This window comes from Psychromonas antarctica, assembly GCF_022267535.1.
GTDB lineage: Bacteria > Pseudomonadota > Gammaproteobacteria > Enterobacterales > Psychromonadaceae > Psychromonas > Psychromonas antarctica.
Window position 1 is genome coordinate 1 of the sequence record NZ_JAHNZV010000015.1, and the last position, 14,046, is coordinate 14,046.

The following is a 14,046-nucleotide window of genomic DNA, read 5'->3' on the forward strand; positions in this document are numbered from 1 at the left end:
TTAATGTGTATCTTTCGATACGACTCAATACTACTGACTAAAACTAATCACCGAAGTGATTTTATTATTCTGAAATGATAAATAAATTTATCATTTCGTGTGTCACTATATTGATGTTGCCTTTACAAGAAAGGACTTTGATTTTTTTGAAATCACATCAACAATAAGTGTCCACACAGATTGTTTGATTAAATTGTTAAAGAGCGTGCCTTTCGGCGAGGTGCGTATATTACGCTACCAGCGAACAATGTCAACGGTTAACTTATCTTTCTAATCAACGTTAAACGTCATTAAAAGTAACCTCTTTCATTCTCAGTCATTGGCGTTGCAGCCCGTGTCTGTGGGGTCGCATTATAGGGATATCGATCACGTTGGCAAGTGTTTTTTCTCTCAAAATCACTCTTTATTAAAATATTCACTTTTACGTTCACAAAACAAACAGTTATTGTTATTTGGTGATTAAAAAGTATTTATTCACACCACCGTTTACTTATCTTATGTGGTATTTTTAAATGGTCCATCACTCTTGCCGCCATAAAATCCTGTAAGTCTGCGATACTCTCGGGCTGATGATAAAAACCAGGTGCAAGTGGCATAACCGTTACCCCCAATTCTGACAAAGTCAGCATATTACGCAGATGAATAGTGGAAAAAGGTGTTTCCCTCGGCATGATAATTAATTGGCCGCGCTCTTTTAGAATCACATCAGCCGCTCTTTCAATAAGATTATTTGACAAGCCCTGTGCTATTGAAGCCAATGTGCCACAACTACAGGGACAAATAACCATTTTATCTGGCGCTGATGATCCTGAAGCAACGGGAGAAAACCAATCTTTAGCTGTTAATGCAATGATCTGTCTTTCTTCTGTCTGGTATTTTTTTTGTAAAAATTCGTTTAGCTCATTGATATCGTCTGGCCACGTTTCGTTTTCTTCTGTCTTTAATACAATTTTTGCAGCTTCTGAAAGCAATAAGTAGATCTGTACATCGGCTTCGACTAAAACGTTTAGTAATCTAAGAAAATAACCACTTCCGGATGCGCCGGTTACCGCCAATGTGATTTTTTGCTTATAAATCTTCTCGCTATTCATTATTTATCCTGCAATCTATCTAAAAGCTTTTGATGAATATTGCCAAACCCACCATTACTCATGATTAATATATGATCACAAGGCTGTGCATTTCTAGCTAATTTAGCACATAGCAGATCGATATCATTTTCAACATCAACAGCTTTGCCCTGCTCGGCAAATAATTCACCCATTGACCAATTAATATCCTTGGATTCGAAGCAGTACACACTATCTGCATCAGATAAAGAGTTCACTAATGCTTCTTTATGAACACCTAATTTCATGGTGTTTGATCTCGGCTCTAGCACGGCAATAATTCTTTCTTTGCCGACTTTTGCGCGTAATCCGGCTAACGTTGTTTTAATGGCCGTCGGGTGATGAGCAAAATCATCGTAAACAGTAATATTATTCACTCGTCCTTTAACTTCCATTCGGCGTTTTATACTTTTAAACTGAGCCAGCGCCTCTATCGCTATTTCTGGTGTGACTCCGACATGACGAGCTGCTGCAATAGCGCCCAGTGCATTATCAACATTATGATCGCCCATCAACAACCAATTCACTTCACCTTGTTTTTTCTGATTAAGAAACACTTCAAACGTTGTCGCATCCGGTTTTAGTTTTTTTGATGACCAATTTTCACCAAGATATTCTACTTCACTCCAACAGCCCATATTTTTAACGTCCATTAAAGCTTGATCTTTATTGGGTAAAATTATTCGACCACTGGCAGGAACGGTCCTGAGCAGATGATGAAACTGTTTTTTAATCGCATTCAGATCTTCAAAAATATCTGCATGATCAAATTCAAGATTATTTAAGACCAAAGTACGAGGATGATAATGAACAAACTTAGAGCGTTTATCAAAAAAGGCACAATCGTATTCATCAGCTTCAATAACAAAAAAAGGTGTTTCGCCTAACCTTGCCGATAGCCCAAAATTTTCTGGCACGCCACCAATTAAAAAGCCTGGTTTCATTTGAGCATATTCTAAAATCCAAGCAAGCATGCTCGATGTTGATGTTTTACCGTGCGTGCCTGCAACAGCGAGTACCCAACGATCTTTTAAGACATGTTCTAATAACCACTGAGGGCCAGAGATATAAGGTATTTGTTTGTCTAAAACAGCTTCAACACATAAATTACCACGACTCATGGCATTGCCTATAACAACAAGATCTGGTTTTAAATCAAGCTGACTCGGATCAAAACCTTGAATAAGCTCAATCCCTTGATCTTCAAGTTGAGTACTCATTGGCGGATAGACATTTTGATCTGACCCTGTCACTTTATGGCCTAATGATTTAGCGAGAATAGCAATACCGCCCATAAAGGTGCCGCAAATGCCAAGAATATGTATATGCATAAAACCTCAATATAGATAAATAGAAAAGAACTTCTCACGCTATAGTAAGTAATAAAAAAGGCGAACACCAATATGGTGTTCGCCTTTTAGCGAATATTATTTAGGATAATTTTAACAACTCGTTAAATTATGCTTCAAAGGCAGTTTGTAAGAATGGGATAATCTGTTTTTTACGGCTAACTACACCCGGCAATTCAAATGCATGGTCAATCACAGTACTGTTTAGTGCTTTCGCTACTTTTTCTGCATCTTTACTAATTATTAGTGCGGTTGTATCAAGCTTATTAACATCCGTTAATAGCACAATCGTTGAATGATACCCTTTGTTGGCTTGCAACTGCCCCATTTCAACTAACATCTCATCTTTTTTACTCAGTGCGGTTTCCAATGAAGTTAGCTCTAACTGACCAATTGCAAGTTGCTCTCCTGCCATTTCAAATACTTTTTGATCGCGTAATATCAATTCAGCAGCAGGGATATGTTTGATATCTGATTTAGCATCAAACTGGGCAGTCGCAAAAGCCTCTAAATCGCTTACACCTGCGATTGCTGCTAACTCTTTAGCGGCTACTTTATCGATATCCGTTGTAGTTGGACCTTTAAAGTTAACCGTGTCAGAAATAATAGCGCCCATCATCATTTTAGCAACAGCGGTATCTGGTGTTTGATTATGAAATTTATACATATTGTAAACGATGGTTGCACTACAGCCAACAGGCCAGATCCAACACTCTAGGGGCTCTGATGTAGTAATGTCACCCAATTTATGATGATCGACTATACCTCGGATTTTCGCTTTTTTCATATCCGCAGTACCTTGGTTCCAATCAGAATAATCAACAATGAAAATCTCTTCACCGGCAACGGAGGTGCGAATTTCAGGCTGTGGCAAACCAGACTGTTCAAGTAGAAATAAAGCTTCAGGATTGGGTTCACCTTGTAATGCCGGTGTTGCATCTTTACCCAGTTTATTAAATAAACCAGCAAGCGCAATCGCTGAACATAAACTATCACAATCTGGGTTTTGGTGTCCTAGTACAATCATTTTCGTTTCCAATTTTCTGTTGATTAATAACAACCAGAATAACCGATTTAATCAAATTAATTAAGTGCAAATAAGAATTATTCACTATTAAGGTGGCGTTTTTTCCTTGCGCCTAAGAATGCTCACGGTATACCCCTTGTTCAAGTCGAAGGTTAGTTAGCTTTTATTTTGCGGAATGGCCTGTTTAACGTAAACATCAAAACGGTTTTTCTTGGTTTCAATGCTCATACTCGGTTTTCGGTCATTTAAAAACGGGGCATAGTCAGGCCGTTTAACGACAACACGATAACGCGCAGCATTCAATGCGGCCTCTAATAGACAATCAGCGTCTAAATCAGCGCCAACGACGCCTTGAAAAACGCGCATCTCTTTTTTTACTAAGGCCGACTTCTTTTTATGGGGAAACATGGGATCAAGATAAACAACATCTGTTTCATGACTTTGCAGGTAGTCATAAGCAGATCCAAAGTGCAGCTGCATCCGCTGCTGCATCCATTCACCTATCTCATAGTCTAAGTAAGCACGCTGTAAACCATCTTCAAGCAGTGCGGCAGCGACTGGTGAACGCTCAACCAGTGTGACTTTACAGCCTAAGGATGCGAGTACAAAGGCATCACGCCCAAGTCCAGCTGTTGCATCAATCACATCAATCTGAACACCCGCTTTCAGGCCGACTGCCTTAGCAATTGCCTGTCCTTTCCCGCCGCCAAATTTACGCCGATGCGCAACTGCCCCCGAGGCAAAATCAACAAAAACCAGTCCCTGCTGAGGATCGTCTTTTTGCTCAAGCGCCAAATATTCGGGCAAAAGCAGTAATTGAAAGTGTTCACTGGTGGTACTTAAAAACCCCCACTTCTCACGGAGTTGTTGCGCTTTATGACGCAAAATACGCTCATTACAAATTAACGGGATATCCATTGCGATCCGTTCTCTCTCTCTCAATTTACAAACAAAAAAGCCAGTCAAATGACTGGTTTTTTTTACAAACTCATTTTTATAAAGGAGTAATGATATATAACAAGTCACCACTAGACACTTGCTGACCATTGGCGTTGATTATACGCTCAATACGGAACTTAGTCTGGGCACTATACAACACTGCATTTTGACGATTAAAGCTGGCTAGTGTGATAGGCGAGAACATTTTCATGGCTTCCATCAGACCCAGTGTTTGCTCGGTAGTCACAATATCCCCTTCATGTGCAAAATCTGGCTCAGCAGGCGATGAAGCGCGATAGAAAATCCCTGCACTTTGTGCAAGTACTTTTAGCTCATTACTGCCATCAACTTGAATCGACAGATCAAGGCCGCCTGATGAAGCAGAGGCTTCCATTTCATCAATCATCACTTGTTGGTCCAGCTTCGCCATAAATTTTGGCAGATAAGTGGTATCGTAAACACCGTTTAAGAAGGTTTCATCTTTTAAGATGCGTTGCAGTAAAGGAATGTTAGTTGCTATCCCTTTAATGACCACATTATCTAAGAATTTCAATAGTTTTTTAACCGTGTCATTACGATCTTTACCATGACAAATAAACTGTGCGACCAAACTATCGTAATACGGAGAAACCTCTTTCCCAGCTGCAATCATAGACATCACTTCAACATCATCTTGCTCAGGAATCACACATTCAAGAACAGTGCCTGGATGCGGGATTAACTGCATAACACCGTTATTATCTAGTTTAGCTTTTTCTGCAGTAACACGTACTTCAATCGCATAGCCTTTTTTGACTGGTTTAAGATCAGCAATACTCTTACCGGAGGCAATATCATATTGCGCAGTAACGATATCAATACCGGATGTCGCTTCGGTTACAGGATGCTCTACTTGTAAACGAGTATTCATCTCCATAAAGTAGATAGCGTCTTCATCTAAATCATAAATAAACTCAACGGTGCCCGCGCCCATATAATCTACTGCGTCAGCCAACGCTGCCGTATATTGCAGCGCTAATGCTTCAAGTTTTGCCGGTAACATTGTTGATGCGGATTCTTCAACCACTTTTTGGTTGTTACGTTGCACAGAACAATCGCGAATACCTAAGACTTTGGTATTGCAATGTTTATCACGCAATAGCTGGACTTCTATATGGCGTAACGAGGTGATATATTTTTCTAGATAAAGATCGCCATTACCAAACGCACCACGTGCTTCAGCGGATACTTGGCTAAAACCAGCAAACATATCTTCAGCTTTTTCGATAATCAGAATACCTTTACCACCACCACCATTGACGGCTTTAAGTAATACAGGATAACCAATGCTATTGGCAATACCTAACGCCTGCTCGGCACCACTTAAAATACCATGACTCCCAGGTACAACAGGAACGCCATTATCTTGCGCAGTTTTAATCGCATTAGATTTATTACCCATGGTGAGCATACTCGTCATGCTGGGGCCGACAAAGTTAATGTTATGACTAACACAGAGATCTGCAAAGTGCGGGCTTTCAGAGAGGAAACCGATACCAGGATGTAATGCATCAACCTCTTCAAATTCAGCTACTTTTAAAACTGAATTTGCATTTAGGTAACTTTCATCTGATGTATTACCACCCAAACAAACCAGCTTATCGCCTTTACCTAACATGTCAGCAGGCACAGATTTCATATCGGGATCGGAGGCAACCAATACCACTTTAATATTATTCTGTTGTGCTTTACGAATGAGTTTAACCGCAGTACAACCACGAGCATGAATTAAGACTTTCTTAACCGGCTCCATTAATTCGCGAGGATCTGCTTGCGAGAAGTCATCTCCACGAATATCACAAATCGGTACAAAACCATTTAAAGCCCGTTTAATGGTCTCTTCAACAGAGATCGTTGGGCGTGGCATATTTTCATCAATGTCACGTAATTTGTCGTCAAGATCGTCTGAGAATGGGTTAATCACTAAGCCATTCATTGCATTAGGCACACGCGATAGATAGTTTGATAATGTGGCTGTAGATGGCAAGTAAGCTGGCACCACCATCTGCCCAGCAAACGGCATATTGGTACCCGATAGGTAGTAAGTTTGCACTAGCGGATGGGTAACAAAACTCGCCTGTGCGCCGCCCGTACAATCACCGAAACCAAACATCACAACAGGCAGATCATTATCACGAATAAAGCGGGTAATACGATCATTAACTACGGCCATAGAGAACAGTGCTGCCGCACCTTCTTTGGTTTGCATACCGCCAGAGCTGATAAAGGCGACAACAGGTAAATGTTGTTCAGCACATTTCACCAATAGCGCACAAAATTTTTCTGCGCTGGCCATATCAAAAGCACCCGCTTGGAATGAAAGATTAGAGACAGCAATACCCACACGTTGTGTACCACCGCTTTCCAATTTAAATTCACCAATACCCGTCACTAAACCACAAGGTCTGATTTTTTTATCCAAGGCATCTTCAATCGATAATCGGAAACCAGGGAACTCAAGTAGATTTGCCGTCATTAAATCTGCTTGTGACTCTTTAAAATTAATAAAGAACTTATCTAAAATAGCATTATGCGAGTTGTTCTTTTTATTCTTTTCTGTGCGCAGTACCGCCTGAATTAATAGGTCTTGGTAGCCCATCGTTAAGCGGTTCCAGAAGTCTTTGCGGCGACCAATACGTACAGGGTTAATGGCCCCATTGTATTGGGAAAGATCTTCGCTGCTGTTGTAGTATGACGGTAATATTTTTTCGAATATATAAGTCAGGATCACAAATAAACTGGAGTTCATTTGCGGTGCACCAATACTTTTCCACTCTTCAACTTTCGCTAGTTTTTCACCACGATCACTTTGGTCAGTAAAGTAATGTATCCAAGCATTAAAAGAGAGTTTTAACTGTCCGTAATCATCATCACTAATTTTGCTTAACGCCGCTTTTAATGAGCTACGTACCAATGATGAAACAGAGTCACGAGATAACTCTTTGGTTGCCATCGCTTCTTTTGCAATCGAAGCAAGATTGCCCATCGTATTGTCATATAGTGCATTGAATACCAACATATGACGACAATGTGTAATAAAACAAGCGCGGGTTTCTTTATGGGTGACAACATCAATGGTTGTTAACTCACTCAATTCCGGCCAGGCATTTGTCATCGGCACATGTTGTTCATCTTCAAGATGCGATATTAATGCACGGAAGTTATCTGCAGCACTGCTTTTCCAACGATTATATAAAGACCAAGTTAAATTAATTAATAGTGTACTTCGCGCATTATCGTAATTTTCCTGCGGCTCACCTAAAATCAATTTAGTAAACATATTACGTTCGATACTTTTGTCTTCGCGCTTGCTTAAGAAAGATTTCCAATTTTTATTTAACGTATCGTCATAAATAAGCTTATCGGGGTTACTTAACCAGCTGATAAACACTTTTTTACGATCTGCTTCTATGCGGGCTTTAAGATCCCCTTCTGGCGCGGTTAGTTTGGATAAGCGACCATACTCACCTTGTTGAATCGATCGAATACGCGAACGTAAAGTAAGGTAACGCATGTAACGGTAGGTTGTACCAAAAACGTTGTTATGCGCAGTCGGGTTTTTTGCCAAAAGTTGCGTATTTTCAGATGCATTTTCGACCGCTAATAATTTGCTTGAAGGTTCTAAATAACGCGTTAGGCTGCGATTGTAATGTTCTAAAATGTCTGGATATTTACTAACGAATTTAACAGACTTTGACTCGATGGATAAGATACTTGAAACGATTGCTTTCTGCAGATTATGCTGGCGCTCATCTTGATCAATTGGAGAGTAATCAACAATTCCATCAATACAGCCCATTTCATAGAGTTCTTCAGGCGAAACACCCACTGATTGCGCACATTCCTGCCAAGACAGGTTATATTTACGCGCGATGCTTTGTAGTCCTTTCGGCTGGATTGTATTAAAAATACCGTCACGAACCGACAGTAAAACATTCGCAGTCGCCAATGGAATAGCTCCACCAGAATAACCGACACCGACCACGATACCGACAGTCGGTACATCTACATTGGCACTTTCAGTGATCATTTGTGAAATACTGTGTGCTTGGTTATGGCTATTGGCCACTTCGCCTGCATCGGCCCCCGGTGTATCAATTAAATACACAATAGGCAGAGATAGATCGGCAAATTTACGGATAGCTTTACTGGCCGCCAAATGATGCTCTGGCATCCATGAACCATTATTTGAGCTGCGCTCCTGCGCGATGATTCCGACGCGGCGAGTATAACCACCAAAATCAAGTTCCATTTCAGCACTATAAAATGCGCCATTTGATTGCTCAGTAACAATTTTCCCATTAAAACCAGCGACAATACTTTTCGCGCCAGGGCGTTTGTTATCTTCAGCAGGCTGCACAGTACGAGCGATATAGGCATCAACACCTAACTTCTGAATCGTCACTAGATTTGATTGAATACGTTTTCTATCAATCAACCCTTCTAAACGTTCTGTATTTGATGGTAATGAGTTATCTGGAAATAGTGAGAAGTCTTTTGCGATATGCTCAGCATGAAGAAATAGTGGATCAGCAATATGATTCGCTTCAGACTGAGAAAAAGGTTTCCCTTGCATACAATACCCTTACAAAATAGTGATATAAAAAAATATTCGATAAAACGCGCTAATTTACAACTTATTAACTTATGATTCCACCCTTGATGGTAAGAACCAATGAAATCATGAGGTAATAAATCGTATTTTGTGATATTTAAGCAACAAAATGCCTAATTATTAACCATACGCTGCTATTTAGTATAAAAAAACAGCAGCGTATAATGTAAGTGATCAAGCCATCTACTCACACATATAATTTTCTGGTAATGCGACTTGTGCCACCCCGGTTGCAACTGCAGCACGAGCAACCGCACCCGCCACCCTTTTTAATAAACGCGGATCCATTGGTTTAGGGATAATATAACCTTTGCCAAAAATTAATGATTCGACGCCACTGGCTTTGAGTACTGATTCCGGGACGACTTCTTTAGCAATCTCACGAATAGCATGCACGGCAGCCACTTTCATCTCATCATTAATTTCCGTTGCGCGCGCATCGAGTGCACCACGGAAAATAAACGGGAAGCAAAGCACGTTATTAACCTGATTAGGATGATCACTGCGCCCCGTTGCCATAATTAAATCATCACGGACAGCATGTGCCAATTCGGGTTTAATTTCAGGATCGGGGTTTGAGCAGGCAAAAATCACTGGGTTAGGCGCCATTAATTTCACATCGTCTGCGGATAAAAGATCCGGCCCCGATACACCGACAAAAACATCCGCGCCAGTCATCACATCCTGCAATGTACGTTGATCAGTATTATTGGCAAAACGTTGTTTATACTCATTAATATCATCACGACGCGTATGGATAACGCCTTTACGATCTAACATATAGATTTTTTCACGCAATGCGCCACATTTGATAAGCAGTTCCATACAGGCAATCGCTGCCGCACCCGCACCAAGGCAAACAATTTTCACTTGTTCAATTTTTTTGCCTTGAATATCTAAGGCATTAATCATTGCAGCAGCGGTTACAATCGCAGTACCGTGTTGATCATCATGAAAAACAGGAATAGTGCAGCGCTCTTTTAACGCTTTTTCAATTTCAAAACACTCCGGCGCCTTGATATCTTCTAAGTTAATACCACCGAACGTATCGGCAATGCTTGCAACCGTATTAATAAACTCTTCCGGCGTACGGTGTTTTACCTCTATATCGATCGCGTCAATGTTGGCAAAACGTTTGAATAACAACGCTTTACCTTCCATTACAGGCTTTGAAGCAAGCGGCCCTAAATTGCCCAAACCTAAAATAGCAGTGCCGTTGGTGATCACCGCAACCAAATTACCTTTGGCTGTATATTTATAAACGTCATCAGGATTTGCTGCGATTTCGCGTACTGGCTCCGCAACACCCGGACTATAAGCCAGTGATAAGTCATCTGCTGTTTCCGCCGATGTGGTAATTTCAATACTAATTTTCCCTGGTTTGGGAAATGCATGATAATCAAGCGCTTGTTGGCGTAAATCTGACATTTATAAGTCCTATTGTGGTAAAGGGCACTAAAAACAAAAGATGATGATAGTCAAATGTTGGACAGATTTATAGTTTTAATTGAGTTCAAGGCAATATTTGCGCGGGATGATAAAGGCTTAGTTTAGCCTGTCCATGGCGGAAAGTAAGCTTTCCTGAGAGTAATAATTGCTCATTTAATAAGAGATTCACCCCATTTTCTTTAAACCGCTGTAACTGTTTGGCATGAATTATCACCTGCAGCTTTTTGTCTAATTTAAATCTAATACCTCGTTTGTCTTGTTTTAAATCACTAATTCTGCCGCGGATATACTGATAACCATGATCAGCCTCTGTTAAGTTTGCTGCGGATAACGGCTTGAAATTAGACCAAATTCCGCTATTACGGGCACGGGACTGTTGTTCAGCTTGCTGAAAACACTGCCAGAAACGATCGTTTTGACCAATCACCCAATGTGTTGCAAATCCAGATTGTAGTTGTAATAAGGCTAAGTTACGTCCGCTTTTACTATAGACATATGCTAGCAACCGCCCATATTTATCTTTTTTAGTTTTATCAAACACTAAATGCAGTTTATCGCCCACCTTTATATAACGCTGTAGAAGTTGTTTCGCATCGAACGCATAAGGATCCGAACGACTTTTATAACGATAATTAATCTCCGGTGTATTAATGCCAATAAAGCGCACTAAGCGCCCATTTTCTAAAGTGACAGTATCACCATCATTAATCTGTTTTAAAATAACCGTTTGGTCCCAAGCAACCTGCGCGCAATCCGCCAATAATGGCACAGGGAGAAGAGCAAATAAAAGAACAACTAATATGCGCATAACCGATACCAAATGAATTTAGTTGTTTTAACTGTAGGCTAAAATAAAAAATAAGAAGTCCATTTTACTGACTCTCATGTTCTGCAATCTAATTTTAAATGGATCCTGCAGCCGCGTTTTCTAATCTAGAAAAAACACATACACAATACTTTGTCTGACTTATTACAAATTCCCGCTTTTTTGTATGGTTAATTGCGCCCCCTCGCACTGCCCTATTTAAAAAAAACACAAAATACCCTCTATATTCAATTAGTTAATGAATATCCATAAGTTGGTACAGCACCTGCAATTAGTTGATAGGAACAACACTTTGTTATTTTATATCTACCACAGGAGTTTTAAATTATGGCTATTCGTCAATGTGCAATTTACGGTAAAGGTGGTATCGGCAAATCCACTACAACTCAAAATCTAGTAGCAGCGCTAGCTGAACTTAAACAAAAAGTAATGATTATCGGTTGTGATCCGAAAGCGGATTCAACACGGCTCATCCTACACTCTAAAATGCAAAACACGATTATGGAGATGGCAGCAGAAGCGGGCTCTGTAGAAGATCTTGAGTTAGAAGATGTATTACTGACTGGTTACGGCGATATAAAATGTGTTGAATCAGGCGGCCCAGAGCCAGGTGTTGGTTGTGCTGGTCGTGGTGTAATTACTGCAATTAACTTCTTAGAAGAAGAAGGCGCATATACAGAAGATTTAGATTTTGTATTCTATGACGTATTAGGTGATGTGGTATGTGGCGGTTTCGCGATGCCTATTCGTGAAAACAAAGCGCAAGAAATCTATATCGTTTGTTCTGGTGAGATGATGGCTATGTATGCGGCTAACAACATCGCTAAAGGTATCTGTAAATATGCTAAATCAGGTAGCGTACGTCTAGCAGGTCTTATCTGTAACTCTCGTAACACCGCCCGTGAAGATGAACTGATCATGGAATTAGCTCGTCAACTTGGTACACAGATGATCCATTTTGTGCCACGTGACAATATCGTACAACGCGCTGAGATCCGTCGTATGACAGTTATTGAATATGATCCAACCTGTAAACAAGCTGATGAATACCGCACGCTTGCTAGCAAAATCATCAATAACAAAATGTTTGTCGTGCCAACACCCATCACGATGGATGATCTTGAAGATCTATTAATGGGCTTTGGTCTGATGGAAGAAGAAGACGAAGCAATTATTGGTAAAACAGCAGAGCAACTGGCTGACGAAGCAGCTTCAGCAGCATAATCAACGACTACTAAGGGGCTTTTATGACGAGCATGAAAGAGCAAAATGAAAAGATGATCCAGGAGGTACTTGAAGTTTATCCTGATAGCGCCAAAAAAGATCGTGCCAAACATTTAGGCACTAGCGATAGCAATTGTGCAAGCAGCTGTATTACCTCCAACCGTAAATCTCAGCCTGGTGTCATGACTGCCCGTGGTTGTGCATACGCAGGCTCTAAAGGGGTGGTTTTCGGCCCCATTAAAGACATGATTCATGTCAGTCATGGTCCAGTGGGTTGTGGTCAATACTCACGCGCAGGACGGCGTAACTACTACACAGGTAAAACAGGTGTAAACAGCTTCGGTACCATGAACTTTACCTCTGATTTCCAAGAGAAAGATATTGTTTTCGGTGGTGATAAAAAACTGACTATATTAATGGAAGAGCTAGAAACACTCTTCCCACTTTCTAAAGGTATTTCAATTCAGTCCGAGTGTCCTGTTGGTTTGATTGGTGATGATATAGAAGCCGTTGCTAAAGAAACACAAGCTAAAACAGGTAAACCTGTTGCCGCGGTACGTTGTGAAGGTTTCCGCGGGGTTTCTCAATCATTGGGTCACCATATTGCTAACGATGCAATTCGCGATAAATTAATTGATAACCGTGAACACGACGATAGCTTTGCAGGTACACCTTACGATGTCGGTTTGATCGGTGATTACAATATCGGTGGTGATGCTTGGTCAACACGCTTATTACTCGAAGAGATTGGCTTACGCGTTGTCTCTCAGTGGTCTGGTGACGGTACGGTTTCTGATATTGAGCTGAACTGTAAAGCGAAAATTAACTTAGTACATTGTTACCGTAGTGTTAACTATATCGCCCGTCATATGGAAGAGAAATACAATATTCCATGGTTAGAATTTAACTTTTTCGGACCGACTAAAATTGCAGCATCATTAACTGAGATAGCATCAAAATTTGATCAAACTATTCAAGATAAAGCTCAGCAAGTAATTGCTAAGTACGATGCACAATGGCAAGCCGTTGTTGCTAAATACAAACCACGCTTAGAAGGCAAAAAAGTCATGTTATATGTGGGTGGTTTACGCCCCCGTCATGTTATCGGCGCTTATGAAGACCTGGGTATGGAAGTTGTCGGCACGGGTTATGAATTTGGTCACAACGATGATTACGATCGTACTCAACCCGATGTTAAAGATGCAACATTGATTTACGATGATGTGACAGGTTATGAGTTTGAAGAGTTTGTTAAGAAGATCCAACCCGATCTAATTGGCTCAGGCATAAAAGAGAAATACATATTCCAAAAAATGGGCATTCCTTTCCGTCAAATGCATAGCTGGGATTATTCAGGTCCTTATCACGGTTACGATGGCTTTGATATCTTTGCCCGCGATATGGATATGACACTCAACAACCCATGCTGGGACAAGCTAATAGCCCCATGGCTTAAAACTGCATAACCC

General features: G+C 40.6%; 9 protein-coding genes. 2 read left to right on the plus strand and 7 right to left on the minus strand.

Features of this window, described 5'->3' with window-relative positions; all coding sequences use genetic code 11:
- Nucleotides 1-470 precede the first annotated feature (470 nt).
- The 7 genes from KSO91_RS05965 to KSO91_RS05995 all read right to left on the minus strand — a co-directional run bounded on the left by KSO91_RS05965 (nucleotide 471) and on the right by KSO91_RS05995 (nucleotide 11,335).
- Entirely contained in the window at nucleotides 471-1,091 is a 621-nt protein-coding gene (locus KSO91_RS05965) for a flavin prenyltransferase UbiX (protein WP_238742040.1), read from the minus strand.
- Nucleotides 1,091-2,440, minus strand: coding sequence for a UDP-N-acetylmuramate:L-alanyl-gamma-D-glutamyl-meso-diaminopimelate ligase (gene mpl / locus KSO91_RS05970; RefSeq protein WP_238742041.1), 1,350 nt, complete (start codon nucleotides 2,438-2,440; stop codon nucleotides 1,091-1,093). Before mpl ends, KSO91_RS05965 begins: the two co-directional genes overlap by 1 nt.
- Before the next feature lie 127 nt (nucleotides 2,441-2,567).
- Nucleotides 2,568-3,485, minus strand: a complete 918-nt coding sequence (locus tag KSO91_RS05975) for a manganese-dependent inorganic pyrophosphatase (protein ID WP_238742042.1) — start codon at nucleotides 3,483-3,485, stop codon at nucleotides 2,568-2,570.
- 156 nt (nucleotides 3,486-3,641) lie between these two features.
- The gene (locus KSO91_RS05980; protein ID WP_238742043.1) at nucleotides 3,642-4,403 is read right to left on the minus strand and encodes a class I SAM-dependent methyltransferase; all 762 of its coding nucleotides are present in this window, start codon (nucleotides 4,401-4,403) and stop codon (nucleotides 3,642-3,644) included.
- A 76-nt stretch (nucleotides 4,404-4,479) separates the two neighbouring features.
- Entirely contained in the window at nucleotides 4,480-9,039 is a 4,560-nt protein-coding gene (locus tag KSO91_RS05985; protein ID WP_238742044.1) for an ATP-binding protein, read from the minus strand.
- A gap of 222 nt (nucleotides 9,040-9,261) precedes the next feature.
- Nucleotides 9,262-10,506: a malic enzyme-like NAD(P)-binding protein gene (locus KSO91_RS05990; RefSeq protein WP_238742045.1), complete on the minus strand. Its 1,245-nt coding sequence runs from the start codon at nucleotides 10,504-10,506 to the stop codon at nucleotides 9,262-9,264.
- A gap of 85 nt (nucleotides 10,507-10,591) precedes the next feature.
- Nucleotides 10,592-11,335 carry a thermonuclease family protein gene (locus tag KSO91_RS05995; RefSeq protein WP_238742046.1) on the minus strand — a complete coding sequence of 248 codons (744 nt, stop codon included), beginning with the start codon at nucleotides 11,333-11,335 and terminating at the stop codon, nucleotides 10,592-10,594.
- Between the two features lie 345 nt (nucleotides 11,336-11,680).
- Here KSO91_RS05995 and nifH point away from each other — a divergent pair, with 345 nt between their 5' ends.
- Both nifH and nifD read left to right on the plus strand, forming a co-directional pair.
- Nucleotides 11,681-12,577, plus strand: coding sequence for a nitrogenase iron protein (gene nifH / locus KSO91_RS06000; protein ID WP_238742047.1), 897 nt, complete (start codon nucleotides 11,681-11,683; stop codon nucleotides 12,575-12,577).
- Nucleotides 12,578-12,600: 23 nt separating this feature from the next.
- On the plus strand, nucleotides 12,601-14,043 hold the full coding sequence (gene nifD, locus KSO91_RS06005) for a nitrogenase molybdenum-iron protein alpha chain (protein WP_238742048.1): 1,443 nt from the start codon (nucleotides 12,601-12,603) through the stop codon (nucleotides 14,041-14,043).
- The last annotated feature ends 3 nt before the right edge of the window (nucleotides 14,044-14,046 follow it).